13 protein-coding genes are annotated in these 22,844 nt (G+C 72.5%); 10 read left to right on the forward strand and 3 right to left on the reverse strand.

Going from position 1 to position 22,844, the window contains the following annotated elements:
• Positions 1 to 37 precede the first annotated feature (37 nt).
• Together JOF41_RS01830 and JOF41_RS01835 are read right to left on the reverse strand one after the other, a co-directional pair.
• Positions 38 to 2,326 carry an FdhF/YdeP family oxidoreductase gene (locus tag JOF41_RS01830; RefSeq protein ID WP_209615628.1) on the reverse strand — a complete coding sequence of 763 codons (2,289 nt, stop codon included), beginning with the start codon at positions 2,324 to 2,326 and terminating at the stop codon, positions 38 to 40.
• 648 nt (positions 2,327 to 2,974) lie between these two features.
• Positions 2,975 to 3,934, reverse strand: coding sequence for a hypothetical protein (locus JOF41_RS01835; RefSeq protein WP_209615631.1), 960 nt, complete (start codon positions 3,932 to 3,934; stop codon positions 2,975 to 2,977).
• A 106-nt stretch (positions 3,935 to 4,040) separates the two neighbouring features.
• Between JOF41_RS01835 and JOF41_RS01840 the strand changes: the two genes are divergently transcribed.
• The 9 genes from JOF41_RS01840 (at position 4,041) to JOF41_RS01880 (ending at position 15,767) form a co-directional block, all read left to right on the forward strand.
• Positions 4,041 to 6,674, forward strand: coding sequence for a valine--tRNA ligase (locus tag JOF41_RS01840; RefSeq protein ID WP_209615648.1), 2,634 nt, complete (start codon positions 4,041 to 4,043; stop codon positions 6,672 to 6,674).
• Positions 6,671 to 8,032, forward strand: coding sequence for a bifunctional tetrahydrofolate synthase/dihydrofolate synthase (gene folC / locus JOF41_RS01845; protein ID WP_209615651.1), 1,362 nt, complete (start codon positions 6,671 to 6,673; stop codon positions 8,030 to 8,032). Before JOF41_RS01840 ends, folC begins: the two co-directional genes overlap by 4 nt.
• Positions 8,029 to 8,412: a DUF4233 domain-containing protein gene (locus JOF41_RS01850; RefSeq protein ID WP_189222132.1), complete on the forward strand. Its 384-nt coding sequence runs from the start codon at positions 8,029 to 8,031 to the stop codon at positions 8,410 to 8,412. Before folC ends, JOF41_RS01850 begins: the two co-directional genes overlap by 4 nt.
• 421 nt (positions 8,413 to 8,833) lie before the next feature.
• Positions 8,834 to 9,736, forward strand: coding sequence for a helix-turn-helix domain-containing protein (locus JOF41_RS01855; RefSeq protein ID WP_209615654.1), 903 nt, complete (start codon positions 8,834 to 8,836; stop codon positions 9,734 to 9,736).
• Between the two features lie 105 nt (positions 9,737 to 9,841).
• Positions 9,842 to 10,876: an NADP-dependent oxidoreductase gene (locus JOF41_RS01860; RefSeq protein ID WP_209615657.1), complete on the forward strand. Its 1,035-nt coding sequence runs from the start codon at positions 9,842 to 9,844 to the stop codon at positions 10,874 to 10,876.
• Positions 10,877 to 10,998: 122 nt separating this feature from the next.
• On the forward strand, positions 10,999 to 12,438 hold the full coding sequence (locus JOF41_RS01865) for a serine hydrolase domain-containing protein (protein ID WP_307867174.1): 1,440 nt from the start codon (positions 10,999 to 11,001) through the stop codon (positions 12,436 to 12,438).
• Positions 12,439 to 12,452: 14 nt separating this feature from the next.
• Positions 12,453 to 13,511 carry a sensor histidine kinase gene (locus JOF41_RS01870; RefSeq protein WP_244989929.1) on the forward strand — a complete coding sequence of 353 codons (1,059 nt, stop codon included), beginning with the start codon at positions 12,453 to 12,455 and terminating at the stop codon, positions 13,509 to 13,511.
• Complete coding sequence (locus tag JOF41_RS01875) at positions 13,508 to 14,155, forward strand: response regulator (protein WP_189222127.1); 648 nt, start codon at positions 13,508 to 13,510, stop codon at positions 14,153 to 14,155. The genes JOF41_RS01870 and JOF41_RS01875 overlap by 4 nt, the downstream gene beginning before the upstream one ends.
• 85 nt (positions 14,156 to 14,240) lie before the next feature.
• Positions 14,241 to 15,767 carry an alkaline phosphatase D family protein gene (locus tag JOF41_RS01880; RefSeq protein WP_209615659.1) on the forward strand — a complete coding sequence of 509 codons (1,527 nt, stop codon included), beginning with the start codon at positions 14,241 to 14,243 and terminating at the stop codon, positions 15,765 to 15,767.
• Positions 15,768 to 15,905: 138 nt separating this feature from the next.
• Here the strand turns inward: JOF41_RS01880 and JOF41_RS01885 are convergent, their stop codons facing one another.
• Positions 15,906 to 16,850 carry an alpha/beta hydrolase gene (locus JOF41_RS01885; protein ID WP_209615662.1) on the reverse strand — a complete coding sequence of 315 codons (945 nt, stop codon included), beginning with the start codon at positions 16,848 to 16,850 and terminating at the stop codon, positions 15,906 to 15,908.
• A 321-nt stretch (positions 16,851 to 17,171) separates the two neighbouring features.
• Here JOF41_RS01885 and pulA point away from each other — a divergent pair, with 321 nt between their 5' ends.
• The gene (gene pulA, locus JOF41_RS01890; RefSeq protein ID WP_209615665.1) at positions 17,172 to 22,727 is read left to right on the forward strand and encodes a pullulanase-type alpha-1,6-glucosidase; all 5,556 of its coding nucleotides are present in this window, start codon (positions 17,172 to 17,174) and stop codon (positions 22,725 to 22,727) included.
• Positions 22,728 to 22,844 lie beyond the last annotated feature (117 nt).

Consider the following 22,844-nt stretch of genomic DNA (forward strand, 5'->3'; position numbering starts at 1 on the left):
TCGGCGGGTCGGGTAGTACTTGCCGACGCGGACGGGGTCAGCGCTTCTCCAGCCGCACCACGATCGACTTGGACGTGGGCGTGCCGGACACCTCCGCCGTGGACTCCAGCGGCACCAGCGCGTTGGCCTCCGGGAAGTAGGCCGCCGCACACCCCGCCGCGGTCGGGTAGGACACCACCCGGAACCGCTCCGCCCGCCGCTCCACCACCCCGGTCGGGTCCTCCGGCCACTCGCTGACCAGGTCGACCACCTCGCCGTCGGCCAAGCCCAACCGGGCCAGGTCGGCCGGGCTGACGAACACCACCCGACGACCGTCCTTCACCCCCCGGTACCGGTCGTCGAGCCCGTAGATCGTGGTGTTGTACTGGTCGTGGCTGCGCAGCGTCTGCAGCAGCAGCCGCCCCTCGGGCACCTCCAGCACGGTCAGCGGGTTGGCGCTGAAGTGCGCCTTGCCGGTGCGGGTGCCGCTGAACTCGCGGGCGTCGCGCGGCGCGTGGGGCAGCACGAACCCGTCCGGCCGCCGCACCCGCTCGTTGTAGTCCTGGCAGCCCGGCACGACGCGGGCGATGCGGTCGCGGATCAGGTCGTAGTCCTTCTCGAACTCCTCCCACGGCACCGGGTGCTCCGGCCCGAGCACCGCGCGCGCCAGCCTGCACACGATCGACACCTCGGACAGCAGCTGGTCGCTGGCGGGCTCCAGCCGCCCCTGCGACCGGTGCACCACCGACATCGAGTCCTCCACGGTGACGAACTGCTCACCGCTGTGCTGCAGGTCGCTCTCCGTGCGTCCCAGCGTCGGCAGGATCAGCGCGGTCCGCCCGTGCACCACGTGCGACCGGTTGAGCTTGGTGGACACCTGCACGGTCAGGTCGCACCGGCTCATCGCCCGCGAGGTGACCTCGGTGTCCGGCGACGCGGCCACGAAGTTGCCGCCCACCGCGAAGAACACCCTGGCCCTGCCGTCGCGCATGGCCCGGATCGAGGCGACCGTGTCGTAGCCGTGCTCGCGCGGCACGGAGATGCCGAACTCGGTCTCCAGCGCGGACAGGAACTTCTCCGGCATCTTCTCCCAGATGCCCATGGTCCGGTCGCCCTGCACGTTGGAGTGACCGCGCACCGGGCACAGACCCGCCCCCGGCTTGCCGATCATGCCCCGCATCAGCACCACGTTGGCGATCTCGCGGATCGTGGCCACCGAGTGCCGGTGCTGGGTCAGGCCCATCGCCCAGCACACGATGGTGCGCTGCGACTCGGCGAACATCCGCGCCAGCAGCTCCACCTGGGCGCGCGGCAACCCGGTGGCCCGGTCCACCGCGTCCCAGTCCAGCGCCCGCACGTGCTCGGCGTAGGCGGCGAAGTTGTCCGTGGAGCGCTCGATGAACTCGTGGTCCAGCGCGTCCCACCGCAGCAGCAGGTTGCCGATCGCCTGGAACAGCGCCTGGTCGCCGCCGAGCCGGATCTGCAGGAACTCGTCGGCCAGCTGGGTGCCCGCCCCCACCACGCCGCGCGCGTTCTGCGGGTTCTTGAACCGCAGCAGACCGGCCTCGGGCAGCGGGTTCACCGCGACGATCTTCGCGCCGCCCCGCTTGGCCTCCTCCAGCGCCGACAGCATCCGCGGGTGGTTGGTGCCGGGGTTCTGCCCGACCACCACGATCAGGTCGGCGCGGGCGAAGTCGTCGATGCCGACCGAGCCCTTGCCCACGCCGGTGGTCTCCGACAGCGCGGCGCCGGACGACTCGTGGCACATGTTCGAGCAGTCGGGCAGGTTGTTCGTGCCGAACGAGCGCACCAGGAGCTGGTAGAGGAACGCGGCCTCGTTGCTGGTCCGGCCGGAGGTGTAGAAGACCGCCTCGTCCGGGCTGGCCAGGCCGTTGAGGTGCTCGGCGACCAGCGCGAAGGCGTCCTCCCACGAGATCGGCTCGTAGTGCGTGCCGCCGGGGCGCAGCACCACCGGCTCGGTCAACCGGCCCTGCTGACCCAGCCAGAAGTCGGTCTTGTCGGCCAGCTCCGCCACCGGGTGCGCGGCGAAGAAGTCCCGCCCGACCCGCCGCCGGGTGGCCTCCTCGGCCACCGCCTTCGCGCCGTTCTCGCAGAACTCGGCCAGCTTGCGGTGGCCCTGCGGCTCCGGCCACGCGCAGCCGGGGCAGTCGAAGCCCTCGCGCTGGTTGAGCAGCCGCAGGGTGGTGACCGTGCGGGCCACACCCATCTGCTCGACACCGCGCTTGACCGACACGGCCACGCCGGGCAGCCCCGCCGCCCACCGCTTCGGTCCACTGGTCTCAAGTCGCGACTCGTCGACGTCGTGCTGGGGAGGGTTGCGGGTCATGCGCCCATTGTGCCGCCGGCACGCCCCGCGCGAGCGTGCCGGCGGTGGAGCGATCGTCCGGGGTCCCAGGCGACGCGCGGTCCGCTGCCACGGGCCCCAAGGGGTTGCGGCCGGCCCGTGGACCCGGCGCTGTGACCTGCGACGACTCGGTGATCACCATTGATTGTGATCGCGGTCACTCAGGTCGGTAATCGTCCTTTCGGGTGAGAGGGGCATTCGGAGATCCTGAGTTGAGCGTTCGGGCACCGCGAACTGAGCGTTGGGGCACTGTGAGGCGAGCTTTGGGGGCTTCAAAAGCGCGCTCGCCGCGCGGCAGGTCGCCAAGGACGGCGCTCGCGGGCACCCCGCTGCGCGCGCTCCGCGCGCGCCCCCCTGGTGCGTGGGCAAGTACTACCCGAGGGGCGTCCGGAGGGCGGTAACTACTACCCGAGGGGCGTCCGGAGGGCGGTAACTACTACCCGAGGGGCGCGGAAGCGCCGGTCAGGGCGCGAAAGTGCGGGTCGGGGGGCGTGAACGTTCGGTTCGTGGTGTCGGAACGCGCGACTCGCGGGGGCGACACGCTCAACACGCCCATAGGTGGGTGACACCGGGGCGGGCGTGGCCGTTCTGAGCGTTGAACTCGGGGGTTCTGGGGGTTCGACTCGCGGGTTACCTGGTGCAGCCGTCGGTGGTGGGCATGGGACGGTTGGGGTCGAAGTAGTCCTCGGAGGGGCCGAACTCGCCGGGGGTGCCGCCGTTCATGGCGCGGTCGGCGACCCAGGGAGCGAGGAACCCGCGCTCGGCCGCCTCGCAGGAGATCGAGTACCAGTGCCCGTCGGTCTCCTCGGCCCACAGGCCCTGGCTGCCCTCGCGGAACCCCTCACCGGAGCGCAGCACGTAGTCCACCGAGACCCGGCTGACCGCCACGATGTCGTACGGGCTGGTCAGCAGCGCCGGGGAGCCGGTGAAGGCGTAGGCGACCAGGTAGTCGGTGTGCACGACCAGCTCGCCCGGCTCGCCCGCCTCGGCCCGCATCGAGCCGTTGACCTTCGGCGCCACCGGCAGCAGTTCCGAACCCCTGGCCACCCGCGTCACCACCAGGCTCGCCTCCGGGTCGTTGCCGCCGTCGAACAGCGGTCGCATGTGGTCCTGCAGATCGGGGGCCAGCAGCGCCAGGTAGGGCTCGACGTCGTGGTCCCGCACCACCCGCAGGTCCAGCCGCGCGGTGATCACGGCTTGCCGCACCCGCTCGTACGCCTGCGCGACCTGCTCGGCGGAGAACTCGCCCACCGGCTGCGCCGCCGGGGCCACCACGCCCGCCTCGCCGTCCGCCCACGCCTCGGCGGGGGTGTTCGCGAACGGCTCGTCCAGGTCCACCGGCGCGGCCGCGGTCTCAACCGAGTCGGCCACCGCCTGGCCGACACCGTCGAACTCGCCCGCCCGGTACAGGCCGAACAGCAGCGCGGCGATGGCCACCAGCGCCACCGCGGAGACCGCCTTGCCGCCGTGCGCCCGCAGCCGGGCACGGCGGCGCGCCCGTCGGATGTCGCGCTTGGCCCGGCGGTTGGCCGCCCTGATCCACGCCTCGTCGCGCAGGTCCGGGTGGTTGTCGATGTCGTCCGCGGTCACTTGCCCCCCTCGTCGATGGTGCCGCTCACTCGATCGGAGTAGGGGGTGGCGGCGTTAGCAGGTATCTGGTTCGAAGTCGACACCCGCTCCTCCGTAGACTTCCCACGTGACTGAGACCCCCACCGCACCCCAGCGAAACGAACTCCCGCCGGCGTGGAACCCGGCCGAGGTAGAGGCCGGGTTGTACCAGCGGTGGGTCGAGCGCGGGTACTTCACCGCGGACGCGAGCAGCGACAAGCCGCCCTACACGATCGTCCTGCCCCCGCCCAACGTCACCGGCAGCCTCCACATGGGCCACGCCCTCAACCACAGCGTCATGGACGCGCTGACCCGGCGCCGCCGGATGCAGGGCTACGAGGTGCTGTGGCTGCCCGGCATGGACCACGCGGGCATCGCCACCCAGAACGCCGTGGAGCGCTCGCTGGCGGGCGAGGGCCGGTCCCGCCACGACCTGGGCCGCGAGAAGTTCGTCGAGCGCGTCTGGGAGTGGAAGGCCGAGTACGGCGGCAAGATCCTCGACCAGATGCGCCGCCTCGGCGACGGCGTCGACTGGAGCCGCGAGCGCTTCACCATGGACGAGGGCCTGTCCCGCGCGGTCCAGACGATCTTCAAGAAGCTCTACGACGACGGCCTGATCTACCGCGCCGAGCGCATCATCAACTGGTGCCCGCGCTGCCAGACCGCGCTGTCGGACATCGAGGTCGACCACTCCGACGACGAGGGCGAGCTCGTCTCCATCCGCTACGGCTCCGGTGAGCGGTCGATCGTCGTGGCCACCACGCGCGCCGAGACCATGCTCGGCGACACCGCCGTGGCCGTGCACCCGGAGGACGAGCGCTACCAGCACCTCATCGGCACCGAGGTCGAGGTGCCGCTGACCGGCCGGTACGTGCCGATCGTCGCCGACGAGCACGTGGACCCCAAGTTCGGCACCGGCGCGGTGAAGGTGACCCCGGCGCACGACCCGAACGACTTCGAGATCGGCCAGCGGCACGACCTGCCCGCGCTGACCGTGATGGACGGCCGCGGCGTGATCACCGCCAAGGGCCCGTTCGAGGGCCTGGACCGGTTCGAGGCGCGGCCCGCCGTCGTGGCGGCGCTGCGCGAGCAGGGCCGGATCGTGGCGGAGAAGCGCCCCTACACCCACGCGGTCGGCCACTGCTCGCGCTGCGACACCGTGGTCGAGCCCCGGCTGTCCATGCAGTGGTGGGTCAAGGTCGAGCCGCTGGCCAAGGCGGCGGGCGACGCGGTCCGCGACGGCCGCACCAAGATCCACCCGGCGGAGCTGTCCAAGCGCTACTTCGACTGGGTGGACAACCTGCACGACTGGTGCATCTCCCGCCAGCTGTGGTGGGGCCACCGCATCCCGGTCTGGTACGGCCCCGGCGGCGAGGTGGTCTGCGTCGGCCCGGACGAGCAGCCGCCCAGCGGCGAGGGCTGGGTGCAGGACGAGGACGTGCTGGACACCTGGTTCTCCTCGGGCCTGTGGCCGTTCTCCACCATGGGCTGGCCCGAGCGGACCGACGAGCTGGCCAAGTTCTACCCGACCAGCGTGCTGTCCACCGGCTACGACATCCTGTTCTTCTGGGTCGTCCGGATGATGATGTTCGGCCTGTACGCGATGGACGGCAAGCAGCCGTTCGACGACGTGTTCCTGCACGGCCTCATCCGCGACCAGTACGGCAAGAAGATGTCCAAGACCCGCGGGAACGGCATCGACCCGCTGGACTGGATGGACACCTACGGCGCCGACGCCACCCGGTTCACCCTGCTGCGCGGCACCAGCCCCGGCTCGGACCTGGCGGTGGCCGAGGAGTGGGCCGCTGGCTCGCGCAACTTCACCACCAAGCTGTGGAACGCCACCCGGTTCGCGCTGGGCAACGGTGCCACGGTGGCGCGCCCGCTGCCGCCCCGCGAGGCGCTGACCGACGCCGACCGGTGGGTCCTGGACCTGCTCGACGAGCTGGTCACCGAGGTCGACGCGCACTTCGAGTCGTTCCAGTTCGCCAAGCTCAGCGAAGCGCTCTACCACTTCACCTGGGACGAGTTCTGCGACTGGTACCTGGAGCTGGCCAAGGTCCAGCTGGCCGAGGGCGGCGTGCGCGCCGAGGCCACCCAGTCGGTGCTCGGGCACGTGCTCGACGTGCTGCTGCGGCTGCTGCACCCGCTGACGCCGTTCATCACCGAGACCCTGTGGACCACGCTGACCGGCGGCGAGTCGCTGGTGGTCGCGGACTGGCCGCAGGCATCCGGTGCCGAGCGCGACGCGGTGGCCGCCGCCCGGATCGAGGGGCTGAAGAAGCTGGTCACCGAGATCCGCCGATTCCGCTCCGACCAGGGCCTCAAGCCCGCGCAGAAGGTGGCGGGCAAGGTCCGCGGCGCGTGCTGCGTGGACCTGCTCGACCAGGTGCCCGCGGTCCGCGCGCTGACCAGGATGACCGAGCCCGGCGAGGACTTCGCGGCGACCGTGTCGCTGGAGGTCGGCCTGCCCAAGGGCACGGTGACCGTCGAGCTGGACACCTCCGGCGCGATCGACCTGGCCGCCGAGCGCAAGCGGCTGGCCAAGGACCTGGCGGTGGCGGAGAAGGAGCGCGCCCAGTGCGAGGGCAAGCTCGGCAACCCGTCGTTCACCGACAAGGCCCCGGCCGAGGTGGTGGCCAAGATCCGCACCCGCCTGGAGGCGGCCAACGCCGAGATCGAGCGCATCCACGCCCGCCTGGAAAGCCTGCCGCAGTCATGAGCGGGTTCGAGCAGGGCGCGCTGGAGCAACTGCGCCAGGTCGAGGCGGAGCTGGACACCCGCTGGCCGGAGACGAAGATCGAGCCCAGCCTGGAGCGCATCCGGTTGCTGGTGGACCTGCTGGGCGACCCCCACGAGTCCTACCCGGTGGTGCACATCGCGGGCACCAACGGCAAGACGTCCACCTCGCGCATGGTCGACGCGCTGTTCACCCGCGTCGGCCTGCGCACCGGCCGGTACACCAGCCCGCACCTGCAGCTGGCCACCGAGCGGATCAGCGTGGACGGCGCGCCCATCAGCCCCGAGCGCTACGTCGAGGTCTACCGCGACATCGAGCCGTACGTGTCCATGGTGGACAGTCGCGGCGACGTGCCGATGAGCAAGTTCGAGGTGCTCACCGGCATGGCGTTCGCGGCGTTCGCGGACGCCCCGGTGGACGTGGCGGTGGTCGAGGTCGGCCTGGGTGGCTCGTGGGACGCCACCAACGTGGTCGACGGCCGGATCGCGGTCGTCACGCCCGTCGGCATCGACCACGTCGAGTACCTGGGCGGCGACCTGGCGGGCATCGCCGCGGAGAAGGCGGGCATCGTCAAGCCCGGCTCGATCGCCCTGCTGGGCCCGCAGCAGCCCGCCGCCGAGCAGGTGCTGCTCCAGCGGTGCGCCGAGGTCGAGGCCACCGTGGCGCGGCAGGGCGTGGAGTTCGGCGTGCTGAACCGGGACGTCGCGGTCGGCGGGCAGGTGCTGCGGCTGCAGGGCCTCGGCGGCGTCTACGACGAGATCTTCCTGCCGCTGCACGGCGCGCACCAGGCCGACAACGCCGCGCTGGCGCTGGCCGCGGTCGAGGCGTTCTTCGGCGCGGGCGCGCAGCGGCAGCTGGACGTGGAGGCGGTGCGCGAGGCGTTCGCCTCGGTCACCTCGCCGGGCAGGCTGGAGCGGGTGCGCTCGGCGCCGACCGTGCTGGTCGACGCCGCCCACAACCCGCACGGCGCGGCGGCGCTGGCCAAGGCGCTGGACGAGGAGTTCGGCTTCCGCAAGCTGGTCGCCGTGGTCGGCGTGATGGGCGACAAGGACGCCGCGGGCATCCTGTCCGCGCTGGAGCCGGTGGTCAACGAGGTCGTGCTGACCGCCAACTCCTCGCCCCGCGCGATGGACCCGGACCTGCTCGCGGGCGAGGCGATCCCGATCTTCGGCGAGGACCGCATGGTGGTGCAGCCGCACCTGGTCGACGCGGTCGAGGAGGCCATCCGGCTGGCCGAGGAGACCGACGACGGCGTGGTGTCCGGCGCGGGCGTGGTGGTGACCGGTTCGGTGGTCACCGCCGGTGAAGCGCGCGCCCTGTTCGGCAAGGAGCCCTCATGAGCACGGCCCCGGCGCCGCGCAAGGACCCGATGAAGTCCTTCCGCGGCATCATGGCGGGCACCCTGATCCTGGAGGCCATCGTGGTGGCCCTGGCGCTGCCGGTGGTGGCCAACCTCGGCGGCGGGGTCGGCACCGGCACCGGCTACCTGGTGCTGGCGCTGATCGTGGCGCTGCTGGGCACGTGCGCGCTGCTGCGGTTCCCGTGGAGCGTGTGGGTCGTGGTGGCGCTGCACGTGGCCATGATCGCGGGCTGGTTCGCGATGACCGCGCTGGGCGTCATCGGCGTGGTGTTCAGCCTGGTGTGGACCTACCTGCTGTGGCTGCGCCGGGACGTGGCCAAGCGGATGGCCGAGGGCCGGTTGCCCAGTCAGCAGCAGTAGCCCTCCCGCAGCTACCAGCCAGGCGGCTCGGACAGCCGGTCGTACCACCAGGGGTCCGGTCGCGGCCCCCGCAGCCGCGACGACGGTGGCCTGCGCGCGGCGACCCGGCCGGGTCAGGAACGCCTGGTACCGCCGCAGCGCGAGGGCGGTCGCGCCGGGGCGGACGTAGTACTCCTCGGAGCGGCGCTCCACGTCGCGCACGGCGAGGGTGGTGCGGTGGGAGAGCCCCGGCAGGTGCCCACTCGCCGGGAAGCCCTCGGGACGGGAGCGCTCGGCGCGCAAGGCGCCCGGTCGCTTACGCGGCATCGGCCTTTCGACAGGTGATCACGCGGCCATCGTGCCGGCCCTGGCAAGCGGTTACCCGCGCTGCCGGAGCCGTTGACGCCGCTTGGCGACAGCTCGATCGCTTAGAGTGAATCCGGTGTGGGACAACGACGACCTCCTGTCCGACTCCTGGCTGCCCTGGGCGGTGCGGCGGGCAGCGGGTGCGGAGGGAGTCCGGGCCGAGGTCCGACAGCACCGGTTGGGCGAAGTCGTGCTGGTCGACCGGTCGTCCGGGCCGGTGAGCGGGGTGCGCGGCAGGCGGCAGATCGCGGCGACCGACGGCGACTTCCTCGTGGTGCGCATCGTGCGCGAGGGCGAGGAGCTGTTCGAGCAGGACGGGCGAACGTGGTTGTTGAAGGCCGGGGACGCCGTGCTGTGGGACAGCGGTCGCCCGGCCCGGTTCACCGCACCCGGCCCGATCGCCACGCGCAGCGTCGTCGTGCCGCGCCGGGGCCTCGTCGAAGTGGGTTGCCCGCTGGTCGCCGGAGACCCGCTGCCCGACCGGGTGCCCGCGGTGCACCTGCTCACCGGCTACCTCGACGCCCTGGACGCGACGCTGCCCGCGTTGACCGGACCTGCTGTCGTGGCCGCCCGCAACGCACTGATGGAACTGGTGTGGGGGGCGCTGAGCCCGGCCACGCCGCTGGACCCGCAGGCCGTGCGGCCTGCCCGGTGGGCCGCGGTCGAGCGCTACCTGGACACCCACCTCGGCCGCGGTGACCTGTCGGCCGAGTCGGTGGCCGCGGCGCACGGCATCTCGGTGCGCACCCTCGCCCGGCTGTTCGCCGAGCACGGCAGCACCCTCACCGGCGTGCTGCGCGCCAAGCGGATCGGCAGGGTGAGCGAGGACCTGCTGACCGGCGAGGACACCGTCGAGGCGCTCGCCAGGCGCTGGGGCTTCTTCGACACCAGCCACCTCAACCGGACCTTCCGCGCCGTGCACGGCACCTCCCCGCACGAGTACCGGCTGCGGCACCGCGAGCCGACGCGCGTTGGCTGATCCGTACCCCTCGATGGCACGCCGGTACCCGGTGTCACCACCCCCGCCCGGCCCAGACTCGCCACGAACGCCCCGAACCAGTGGGCGCGAGCGAAGGGGAACACCATGACCGCGCTGCCCAACCGCGCGTTCCGGCTGCGCCACCGTCCCGAGGACCCGGCCGGGCGGGCACCGCTGGAGCTGGTGGAGGAGGACCTCGCGCCGCTGGCCGACGGCCAGGCGCTCGTCCGCACGCTGGTGCTGTCCGTGGACCCGGTGAGCCGCGTGTTCATGAGCGACATCCGCAGCGACCTGCCACCGGTCGGCATCGGCGAGGTGATGCGGGGCGTGGGCATCGGCCGGGTCGTCGACTCGCGCCGCGCGGACCTGCCGGTCGGCGCGCACGTGCTGGGCTGGACCGGGTGGCAGGACTACCAGGTCGCCGACGACGCGGTGCTGGAGGGACCGTTCGCCGTGCTGCCCGACCCGCTGCCCGCCGCGCCGGAGGACCTCCTCGGCGTGCTCGGCATGACCGGCATCACCGCCTGGCTCGCCGTGGAGATCGCCGACCCGCGCCCCGGCGACACGGTCGTGGTCTCCGCTGCCGGTGGCGCGGTAGGCTCGATCGCGGGCCAGCTGGTCAAGGAGCGCGGCGCCCGCGTGGTCGGCATCGCGGGCGGGCGGGAGAAGTGCCGCTACGTCGTCGAGGAACTCGGCTTCGACGCCTGCGTGGACCGGCGCTCGCCGGACTGGCGCGACCAGTTCGACGCGGCCACCCCGGACGGCGTCGACGCGGACGTGGAGAACGCGGGCGGCGAAGTCCTCGACCACCTGCTCACCCGCATCAACACCGGTGCGCGCATCGCGCTGTGCGGGATGATCGCCGACTACAGCGCCGACCCCGCCCAGCGGCACGGGCTGCGCAACGTGGTCGAGGTGCTGGAGCAGCGCGCCACCATCCGCGGCTTCCTGGTCAGCGACCACGCCGACCGCTACGACGGGATCACCGCCGAACTGGCCGCCCGCCTCGCCGACGGCCGCCTGACCCACGCGCGGGTCGTCGTGGACGGCCTGGAACGCGCGCCGGAAGCGCTGGAGCGGATCTTCCGCGGCGACAACCGGGGCAAGGTCGTGGTCAGGGTCGCGCCGGACAGCCGCTGAACGACCGCGTCGCCGAAGCTCTGACGAAAGTCAGGGCTCCACCCTTCCTTTCGGGTCCTGTCTCCCACTCCCGGAATTCGTAGCGTCACCGATGTCGTGGACGGGACGATCGGGAGTGCGCTGTGAAGCATTGGCATCCGGTGGTGGCGGCGGTCGCGTTGGTCGCCGTCCTCACGCCGAACGCGGCGGCAGCGGGGGAGCCGGACAGCGCCGCGATGGACCGCTTCGTGACGGAGTTCGCCGAGAACGCGGGCTACCCCGGCGTCGCCGTCGCGATCACCAGGGGGGACCGGGTCGTGCACCTCGCGGGCTACGGCCGGAGTTCCGACGGCTCCGGGATGACCCCGACGACCCCCATGCCGGTGGCGTCGGTCAGCAAGTCGTTCACCGCGATGGCCGTCATGCAGCTGGTCGAGCGGGGGAAGCTGGCGTTGGACGATCCGGTGGCCGACCACCTCCCGGATTTCCGGCTGGCCGACCCGCGCGGCGCGGGCATCACGGTCCGCAGGCTGCTCGACCAGACGTCCGGGATCACCGACGGCACGTTGCCGGAGAAGAGCCTGCCGCAGCCGCACTCCCCGGCCGAGGCCGTGGTGCGCGCCAACGGCGCGACGCTGGCCGCGGAACCCGGCACCGAGCACCACTACACGAACACGAACTACCACCTGGCCGCGCGGCTGGTCGAGCAGGTCAGCGGCGAGCCGTACGCCGACTACCTGCGCCGCCACGTGTTCGAACCGGCGGGCATGAGATCGACGACCACGATCACCCGAGCGCCGGGCGGCTTGGCGAAGGGCCACGTCTACGCCTACGGCGTGTCCGTCCCCGTGACCGAGCCCGAGCGCTTCCTGGCGGGCTCGGACGACGTGATCACCACGGCGGAGGACATGGCGCGGTGGCTGGTCGTGCAGTCCAACGGCGGGCGGGCCGCCGACGGCACGAGGCTGCTGTCCCCGGAGGGCATCAAGGCCATGCACACCTCGTCGGACCCGCGCTGGACGTACGGGATGGGCTGGAACACCGCCGACGGCGGACGTGTGCGGCACAGCGGGATCTGGTTCACCTACTCAGCGGGCCAACTGCTGCTGCCCTCCGGCCACGGCATCGCGGTGATGGCCAACAGCGGTGTCTCGCTGGGCAACGAGGGCACCGGTCAGTTGGAGGACGGTCTGGCCACGCTCCTGGAAGGAGGTGCCCCGGATCCCGACTCCTCGCCGCGGCTGATCACCGACCTGGTCCTGGCCGCGTTGACCTTGTCGAGCCTGGTGCTGGGCGTCCTCGCCCTGCGGCGCAGCGCCAGGTGGGTTCCGCGCCGCGCCTTGTGGCAGCAGGTGCTCCGGCTGCTGCCCCGCGTCGTCCCGCTGGTCGTGCTGGTGATGCTGCCCGACCTGACGGGGGCGGTGTTCGGTGGCCGGGACATCTCGCGGGCACAGCTCGTCCACTTCTCCCCAGCCCTGGTCACGTGGCTGCTCGTGTCGAGCGTCCTGAACGCCTCCGTGCTCGTCACCCGCGCGGTGGCACTGCTGAGGTTGCGCACGTCCTCGCAGGTCGCGGGCGGGTAGCATCGATGATCGTGATGGGGATCCCGCGGTGGTCGGTGGCCCTGCTGGTGGCGTTGCTGACGGTCGTGGCGCTGTCCCGCGCCGACATGAGCGGTTGGGCGTACGCCTGCGCGCTCCTGGCCCCCGCGTCGGCCCTGGGGCTGCTCGTCCTGTCACCGTCCGCGTCCCTGGCCGTGTGCGCGGTGGCCGCCCAGGCGATACCGCTGGTGGTGGGCGACGCCGTGCCGCCGTGGAGCGTCGCCCTCGGCGCGGCGCTGGCCGTGACCAGCTCCCTGGCCGGACGGCGATCGGCCCGCGTCGTGCCCGCTGTGGTGGCGTGCGCGGTCGTGGCGGTCCCGTCGGGCCTGGTCGACGTGAGCGCTTGGACGACAGGTCCGCTGGTCGTGGCGTTGGCCGTGGCGCTGCCGTGGCTGGTCGGCCGTTCGGCCCGGCAGCAGGCGGATCTGGCGGCTGCCGCCGTGGAACGCGAGCACCTGCGGGAGCGCACCCTCATCGCGCACGACGTGCACGACACGCTGGGGCACGAGCTCAGCCTGCTGGCGTTGCGCGCGGGCGCCCTGGAGCTGGCACCGGACCTCGCCGAGCACCACCGGGCGGCCGTGGCGGACCTGCGGGTCGCCGCCGCGACCGCGACCGAACGCCTGGCCGACCTCGTCACCGTCCTGCGGCAGGGCGAACCCGTCCCGCTGCACCCTGCGTCGGAGGACGTCCGGGCCCTGGTGGACCGGGTCGCTCGGGCGGGCGTGGTGGCGACCCTGGACTGGACCGGCCCGGCGGAGCTGCCGCCGTTGACCGGGCTGACCGCCCACCGGGTCGTCCGGGAAGCGCTGACCAACGCGACCAAGCACGCCCCCGGCGCGGCCGTGCGGGTCCGGGTGGCGAACACGGGGAACGCGACGACGGTGGCCGTGACCAACGCGGTGCGGCCGGGCGCACGGCGCGGTGCGGGCGCACGGGCGGGCCTGACCGCGTTGCGGGAACGGGTGCGGCTGGTCGGCGGGACGTTCGAGGTCGACCAGGACGACGGCGCGTTCCGGGTCACCGCCACACTGCCGCACACGGGGGAGTCGTGATCCGGGTACTGCTCGCCGACGACGAGGCCATGATCCGGGCCGGGGTGCGGACCATCCTCGCCACCGACCCGGACATCACCGTGGTGGCCGAGGCGGTGAACGGCAGGGAAGCCGTGGACCTGGCCATCGCGCACCGGCCGGACGTGGTGCTGCTCGACATCCGGATGCCCGTGCTGGACGGCCTGGCCGCCGCCGTCGAGATCGCCGCGGTGGCCCCTTCGGCGGCGGTGGCGATCCTGACCACGTTCGGCGACGACGAGTACCTGGCGAGAGCCCTCGACGGCGGGGCGGCGGGCTTCCTGCTCAAGTCCGGCGACCCGCGCGAACTGGTGGCGGGCGTCCACGCGGTGGCGGGCGGCGGCGCCTACCTGGCGCCGAAAGCGGCGGCACGGGTGATCGGCCAGCTCCGCGCGGGCGCCTTGACCCGCGCCACCACCGCGCGGGCCAGGACCGACATGCTGACCCCGCGCGAGCGGGAAGTCCTGTCGCTGCTCGCGGCGGGACTGTCCAACGCCCAGATCGCGACCCGTCTCAACCTCGTGGAGGGCACCGTCAAAGGCCACGTGAGCACCATCCTCACCCGCCTGGACCTGGCCAACCGCGTGCAGGCCGCGATCCTCGCCCACGAAGCGGGCCTGGTCTGATCCTCAGCCGGTTGGCCGGAGGTTGGTCGCCCGGTCGGTGGCGGCCGTTCACCCGCAGTTAGTCCGTGCCGGTTAGAAACCGGGCATGAGCGAAGGTGTGGTGAACCGGCGGACGCTGCTGCGCGCCGGGACGATCGGCACGGCCGCGGCGCTGCTGCCCGCGGGTGTCGCGCTGGCGCACGGCAACCGGCCGGTGCTGACCCACGGCGTGCAGTCCGGCGACGTGGCCTCCGACGGTGCCCTGGTGTGGACGCGGGCGGACCGGCCGTCGCGGATGCTGGTCGAGGTCTCCGCCGACCCGTCGTTCCGCGGCGCGCGCAAGCTGCGCGGGCCGCTGCTGACGCCGGAGACGGGCGGCACCGGCAAGCTGCGGCTGCGTGGCCTGCCGCCGGGCCGCCGGGTGCACTACCGGGTGGTCGCCGAGGACCTGGACGGCCGCACCCGTAGCGAGGCAGTGGTGGGCAGCTTCCGCACCGCGCCGCTGGGCCGCGAGACCGTGCGGTTCACCTGGTCCGGTGACGTCGCGGGGCAGGGCTGGGGCAGCAACCCCGACCTGGGCGGGATGCCGATCTTCGGCACGATGGCCGCCCGCAGGCCCGATTTCTTCATCCACAGCGGGGACACCGTCTACGCGGACGGGCCGATGCAGGAGAAGGTGACGCTGCCCGACGGGCGGGTGTGGCGCAACGTCGTCACGCCGGAGAAGCTCAAGGTCGCCGAGACCCTGGACGAGTACCGCGGCCAGTTCGCCTACAACCTGCTGGACCCGAAGTTCCGCGAGTTCGCCGCCTCGGTGCCCGCGTTCGTGCAGTGGGACGACCACGAGGTGACCAACAACTGGTACCCCGGCGAGATCTTGGACCTGCCGCAGTACACCGAGAAGCGGGTGGACGTGCTGGCTGCGCGGGCGTTCCGGGCCTTCCACGAGTGGCAGCCGGTCGACCCGACCCGCGCCGTGGACGGCCGGGTGTACCGCAAGTTCTCCTACGGCCCGCACGTCGAGGTCTTCATCCTGGACATGCGCTCGTATAAGGACGCCAACACCTCGCCGCGCGACGGCGTCGGCCGCGTGCTGGGGGAGCGGCAGGCCCGCTGGCTGGTCGAGTCGCTGCAGCGCAGCCGGGCGACGTGGAAGGTCATCGCCGCGGACCTGCCCATCGGCCTGACCGTGCCGGACGGCGCGGACATCGAGGGCGTGGCCAACGGGCTGCCGGGCGCGCCGGGCGGGCGTGAGCACGAGCTGGCGTGGGTGCTGCGGGAGATCCAGCGGCGCAAGGTGCGCAACACCGTGTGGCTGACCGCCGACGTGCACTACACCGCGGCCCACCACTACTCGCCGCAGCGCGCGGCGGTGCAGGACTTCGACCCGTTCTGGGAGTTCGTGTCCGGTCCGCTGCACGCGGGCGCGTTCGGGCCCAACGCGCTGGACCCGACGTTCGGCCCGGAGGCGGTGTTCGTGCACGCCCCTCCGGCGGCGAACACCTCGCCGCTGGAGGGGTTCCAGCACTTCGGCGAGGTGGAGGTGGACGGCCGCAGCGGGGAGCTGACGGTGTGGCTGCGCGACAGCGCGGGCGTTTCGCTGTGGTCGAAGACGCTCCGCCCGGCCAGGTGATCTCCCGCCGCGTCGGCAAGTACTACCCGTAGAGCCCCGAGGGGCGCATAACTACTACCCGCCCCGGTGGACGGGTAGTAGTTAGCGGCCCGTTCTGGTGGGGCGGGTAGTACTTGCCGGTGCGGATGGCGGGGCTGGTCAGGTGATCGCGCCCACCAGCATCGGCAGCGACCGGTGCAGGGCGCGTTCCCAGTAGGGCCAGATGTGCCTGCCCGGCCCGTAAAGATCCGCGTGGACCCGGACGTGCTCGGCGCGCAGGCGGTCGACCACGGCCGCCGACTGCTCGTTGAGGATCTGCTCCAGGGAGTCGAACTCGGCGTCCGGCGGGTCCAGCGGGCCGGGCTCGCCGTTGCCGCTGGAGATGTACACCGGGATGCCGCGCAGCCGCTTGGCCAGGTCGTACGGGTTGTGCGCGGCCCAGATCCGGGCGTGGGTGACCGGGTCGCCCCACAGCGCGTCGGGGTCGTCACCCAGGGTGCTCAGCACCCACTCGACCACGTCCGGGTTGGCGGTGGTGTGCACCAGGCCGCTGTAGGACGCCGCCGCCCGGAAGAAGCCGGGGTGCCGCGCGGCGTAGGACAGCGCGCCGAAGCCGCCCATCGACAGGCCCGCGACGGCCCGGCGGTGGCCGGAGCGGTACTCGCGTTCCAGCAGCCCGCGCAGCTCGGTGAGGTGGAAGGTCTCCCACTTCGGGCCGGACAGCCAGTTCGAGTAGAACCCGGTCGGACCGGCTTCCGGCATCACCACCAGCACGTTCGTGCGCGAGGTCAGCTCGGTGACGTCGGTCTTGTCGGTCCATGACCGGTAGCCGGTGTCGCCGTCGCAGCAGCCGTGCAGCAGGTACAGCGTGGGCCAGTCGCGGCGCGGGTGCTTGCGCCAGTCCGGTGGCAGGAGCAGGCGCACGCCCACGTCCCGGCCCACGGCGGTGGAGTGAACGGTCAGTTCGAGCAGGCGGTCGCTGAGCTGCTCCTCGCGGACCACCCACGCGCCAGACTTGGTGGGCGTGGCCGTCGCCGTGGCGGGCAACGTGACCAAGAGGTTGACCAGCAACATCAGGGTGAGCAGGAATCCCCGGACTCGCATGCAGGACCTCCGTTGGTCTGGAGCCCCCATCTTCCTAGCTGCATAACGTGAGAGCAACGCCACTCGGCGTAACCGCCGCCGCGCCTGCAAGTACTACCCGATGCCCCTCTCCGGGCGCTCAACTGCTGCTCGCCGGGGCTGGTGGTAGTTAGCTGCCATGCAGGAGGGGGCGGGTAGTACTTGCAGATGCGGCTTCTGGAAGAAGTTGCAAGGATTTGCGGTCTTTGAGGGCTTGTTCGGCCCGGATTGTCGTGGTTCGGTGCCCTGAACCGGTGTTGCGCCGGGTTGGGCTGCAAGTTCTTGCGACAAGGAGGTCGCGCGATGCGTCGGGCCGTCGCCGCGTTCATCGCCATGGCCGTTGTGCCGTTCCTGCCACCGCCCGCCGGGGCGGCCCCGTCCACCGAACGGCTCGCCGTCGGGGCGGTGACCGACCTCGCCCCCGGCGTCCGCGACGGCGACCGCGCGCTGGCCAAGGACGCGCTGCGCGCCGACCTGGCGGGCGAGCGGTTCTACTTCGTCATGCCCGACCGGTTCGCCAACGGCGACCCGCGCAACGACCGGGGCGGCAGCACCGACCCGGACCGGCTCAGGACCGGCTTCGACCCCACCGACCGGGGCTTCTACCACGGCGGCGACCTCAAGGGCCTGCGTGACAAGCTCGACTACCTCGACGGCATGGGGATCACCGCGATCTGGATGACCCCCGTGTTCCGCAACCGCTGGGTGCAGGGCACCGGCGCGGACGCCTCGGCCGGCTACCACGGCTACTGGACCACCGACTTCACCCGGCTCGACCCGCACTTCGGCACCACCAACGAGATGCGGCGGCTGATCCAGGACGCGCACCGGCGCGGCATCAAGGTCTTCTTCGACATCGTCGCCAACCACACCGCCGACCTCATCGACTACGCCGAGGGCGCGCACGACTACGTCAGCACCGGTGCCGCGCCCTACCTCGACGCCGACGGCAAGCCGTTCGACCTCGCCGCGGTGGCCGGGCAGCGGGACTTCCCGGAGCTCGACGCGAAGACCTCCTTCCCGTACACGCCGGTGGTCGACCAGGCCACCGGGAAGACGCCGGACTGGCTCAACGACCCGACGCTCTACCACAACCGGGGCGATTCGACCTTCAGCGGCGAGTCCGCCGAGTACGGCGACTTCGCCGGCCTGGACGACCTGATGACCGAGCACCCGCGCGTGGTCGCCGGGATGAAGCGGATCTTCACCAGCTGGATCGACACGCTGGGCATCGACGGCTACCGCGTGGACACCGTCAAGCACGTGAACATGGAGTTCTGGCAGGCGCTCGCGCCGCACGTGAAGGCGTACGCCGCGCAGCGCGGCAAGAAGGACTTCTTCGTGTTCGGCGAGGTCTTCGACGCCGATCCGGCGTTCACCTCCGAGTACACCACCACCGGGCGGATGCAGGCCGCGCTGGACTTCCCGTTCCAGAGCGGCGCGGCGGAGTTCCTGTCCGGTCGCGGCGCGTCGCGGCTGGCCGACGTGCTGCTGGGCGACGACCGGTACACCGACGCGGACTCCAACGCCTCGTCGCTGCCGACTTTCCTGGGCAACCACGACATGGGCCGGATCGGGTGGATGATCCGGCAGAACCGGCCCGGTGTGGCCGAGGCCGAGCTGCTGGACCGGATGGAGCTGGGCAACGCGCTGATGTACCTGTGGCGCGGCAACCCCGTCGTCTACTACGGCGACGAGCAGGGCTTCGCGGGCGGCGGCGGGGACAAGGCGGCCAGGCAGGACATGTTCGCCAGCAGGACGCCCGAGTACGCGGCCGAGGACCTGGTGGGCAGCGACCGCACGGGCGCGCAGGACAACTTCCGCACCGACCACCCGCTGTACCGGCAGCTCGCGTCGCTGGCGGAGTTCGCCGACTCGGACCCGGTGTGGCGCGAGGGGAACCAGCAGCTGCGCTACGCGCAGGGCGACGTGCTGGCGTTCACCCGCACGTCCGCGCGCGACCGGGTGGAGCACCTCGTGGTGGCCAACGCGGGCACGGCGGCGGCGACGGTCGACGTGCCGGTGGGCGCCTCGGCGCTGCGCCGGGTGTGGCCTTCGGCGGGCGAGCGGGTCTCGCGCGGCGCGGACGGGAAGGCTCGGGTGACCGTGCCGCCGCTGTCCGCGCTGGTGTTCGAGGGCACGGGCCGTCTGGGCGCGGCCACGCCGACGCCGACGCTGGTCGCGCCCGCGACCGGAACCGTGCTCGACGACCGGGTGGAGCTGCGCGCGGACGGCATCACCGCGCCGTTCGCCCAGGCGACGTTCGCCGCCAAGGTCGAGGGCGGCCGCGAGTGGACGGTGCTGGGCACCGACGACGCCGCGCCCCACCGGGTGTTCGCCGACCTGGCGCGGCTGCCCGGCGCGGCGGTGGGCAAGCAGGTCGAGCTCCGCGTCGTGGTCAAGGACTCCGGGGGAGCGCTGGGCGCGGACGGCGCGCGGGTGGCCCTGGTCGCCGCGCCGCCGGTCGACCAGCCCGGCACGCGCAGCCCGGACTGGCTGGTCGTGCACTACAACCGGCCCGAGGGCGACTACGACGGCTGGGGCCTGCACGTGTGGGGCGATGTGGCGAGCGAGCCGACGTGGCAGCAGCCGCTGCCGTTCGCGGGCGAGACGGCGTACGGCCGGTTCGCGTGGGTGAAGCTGAAGCCGGGAGCCGAGCAGGTCGGGATCGTCGTGCACAAGGGCGATGAGAAGGACACCACCGCCGACCGGTTCGTCGACCCTCGTGCCACCCCGCAGGTGTGGCTGGAGCAGGGGCAGCCCGCCGTGCACGCGAGCGAGGTGGCGGCCACCGGGCAGGTCCTCGTGCACCACGAGGGCGACACGACCGGCCTGGCGGTGCGCGCGGCCGGGCAGGACCACCCGTTCGACGGCTCCACCGCGCGCGTTCCGGCGTCCGCCCCGGTGGACTTCTCCGTGGTGCGCGGGGACACCGTGGAGGCGTCCGGGCGCACCGCCGGGCAGGCGTGGGTGAAGCCGGGCGATCCGAAGGCGTACCCGACGCGGGCGGCGGCGCGGAACCACGCGGTGATCCACTACCACCGGCCCGACGGCGACTACACCGACTGGACGCTGTACCACTGGACCGGGTCGCTGGAGCCCAGCCCCGGCTGGAACCAGTCGCGCGTGCCGGACGGCCGTGACGGGTTCGGCGTGCTGTGGTCGGTGCCGCTGGCGCCGGGCGCGCCGGGGCTGAGCAACATCATCCACCGCGGGGACGCCAAGGACCCCGGCCCGGACCAGTTCCTCGACGTCACCGGCACCGGCCACGAGGTCTGGTACGTCTCGGGCTCGGTCAAGCCGGACGGGGCGGCCTCCTACGTGCTGCCACCCTCGGGAGGACCGGCCGTGGACGACGACCTGAGCAAGGCCAAGGCCATCTGGGTCACCGGAGAGCTGGTGGTGTGGGACGTGCCGGTGGCGCGTTCCGACGGCTACCGGTTGGAGTACGGCGGCAAGGTGCTGCGGCTGACCCCGGACTCGGCGGCGGTGCCGGAGAACTTCCCGCACCTGCGCGGCAAGCCGGTGTTCCGGGTCCGCGACACCGACCGGGTCGACGAGGCGCTGCGCGGCGCGCTGTCCGCCGTGCACGTCGACGCGGGAGGTGGTCTGCTGCACCGGACCGGCGTGCAGATCGCGGGCGTGCTGGATGACCGGTTCGCCGCCGCCGCGTCGAAGCTGGTCTACGGCCCGTCCTTCAGCGGCGACCAGGTCACCGCGCGGCTGTGGGCGCCCACCGCGTCCTCGGTGAAGCTGCGGCTGTTCGACCGGCCCGCCGGTGAGCCGACCCGCGTGGTGGACCTGCGTCGCGACGACGCCTCCGGCTCGTGGGCGGCCTCGGGGCCGTGGAAGGACCGCTACTACCAGTACGAGGTCACCACGGCGGGCCGCACGGTCGTGGTCACCGACCCGTACTCCGTGGCGCTGGCGGTGAACTCGACCCACTCGCAGTTCGCGGACCTCTCCGACAGCCGCACGATGCCCGCGGACTGGCGGCAGCACGTCGCCACGGGCTTGGGCGCGAACCCGACCGAGCACGGCATCACCGAGTTGCACGTGCGGGACTTCTCCATCGGCGACACGTCCGTGCCCGAGGCCGATCGCGGCACCTACCGCGCGTTCACGCACCGGGACTCCACCGGCATGGCGCACCTGCGCTCGCTGGCGTCGGCGGGGCTGGACACCGTGCACCTGCTGCCGACGTTCGACATCGCCACCATCCCCGAGCGGCGCGCCGACCAGCGCACTCCGGCGTGCGACCTGCCGTCGCTGCCCGCCGACTCGCCCGCCCAGCAGGAGTGCGTGACGGCCGTCGCGGGGCAGGACGGCTTCAACTGGGGCTACGACCCGTTCCACTACGACGTGCCCGAGGGCTCCTACGCCACCGAGGACGCGCAGACCGGGTGGGCGCGCAACAAGCAGTACCGCGAGATGGTGAAGGCGTTGCACGACAACGGAAACCGCGTGGTCGTGGACGTGGTCTACAACCACACCGCGGCGGCCGGTGACGCGGCGACCTCCGTGCTGGACAAGGTCGTGCCGGGCTACTACCACCGGCTCGACGCCGACGGCGCCATCGCGAACTCCACGTGCTGCGCCAACACCGCGCCCGAGAACGCCATGATGGGCAAGCTCGTCGTGGATTCGGTGGTGCGCTGGGCGCGGACGTACAAAGTGGACGGTTTCCGGTTCGACCTGATGGGCCACCACCCCAAGGCCAACATCCTCGCCGTGCGGGCGGCGCTGGACGCGCTGACCGTGGAGCGGGACGGCGTGGACGGGCGCAAGATCCGCGTTTACGGCGAGGGCTGGGACTTCGGCGAGGTCGCGGGCAACGCCCGGTTCGTCCAGGCGACGCAGGCGAACATGGCGGGCACCGGCATCGGCACGTTCAGCGACCGCCTGCGCGACGCGGTGCGCGGCGGCGGCCCGTTCGACGAGGACCCGCGCGTGCAGGGCCTGGGCTCCGGTCTGGCGGGCGACCTCAACGGCACGCCCGCCAACGGCGACGTGGCGGCCCGGCTGGCCAACCACAGCGACCTGGTGAAGCTCGGCATGGCCGGGAACATGGCCGCCTACCGGTTCCAGTCCACCGCAGGCGGCGTCGTCACGGGCCGGGACGTGCGGTACAACGGCTCCCCGGCCGGCTACGCGGGCGGGCCCGCCGACGTGATCACCTACGTCGACGCCCACGACAACGAGACCCTGTTCGACGCGCAGACCTACAAGCTGCCGGTGGGCACGTCGATGGCCGACCGGGTGCGGATGCAGAAGGTCGCGCTGGCCCCGGTGCTGCTCGGGCAGGGGCAGCCGCTCCTGCACGCGGGCAGCGAGTTCATGCGGTCGAAGTCGCTGGACCGCAACAGCTACGACTCGGGCGACTGGTTCAACCGCTACGACCCGTCGTTGCGCGACAACGGCTTCGGCCGGGGCCTGCCGCCCGCCGCCGACAACCGGGACAAGTGGCCGTTCGCCGCGCCGCTGCTGGCCGACCCGGCGCTGAAGCCGTCGGGCGAGCACCTGCGCGCCGCGCTGGCCGACACCCTGGAGCTGCTGCGGATCAGGCGCTCGTCGCCGCTGTTCACGCTCAACGACGCGGACCTGGTGCAGGCCAAGCTGTCGTTCCCGGTGGCCGAGGCGGGTCTGGTGGTGGCGCACCTGGACGACACGGTGGGCCCGGACGTGGACCCGGCGCGGGGCGGCGTCCTGGTCGTGATCAACCCGTTCCCGGTGGAGAAGACCGTGGCGGCGGCAGGGGAGTGGCGGGCTCACGAGCTGAGCGCGGACGCCCGCCGGGCGAGCATCGGCGGCGGCGCGGTCACGGTGCCGCCCAGGTCGGTGGTGGTCCTGGAGCGCTGACCACCAGCGACCCGCATACGCGTGCAAGTACTACCCGACCCGTCGGAGAGAGCCGTTAACTACTACCCGCCCATCAGTGCGGGGAGTAGTTACACGCGCGACGAGGCGGTACGGGTA

The sequence above is a fragment of the Saccharothrix coeruleofusca genome (assembly GCF_017876325.1).
Classification (GTDB): Bacteria; Actinomycetota; Actinomycetes; order Mycobacteriales; family Pseudonocardiaceae; genus Actinosynnema; species Actinosynnema coeruleofuscum.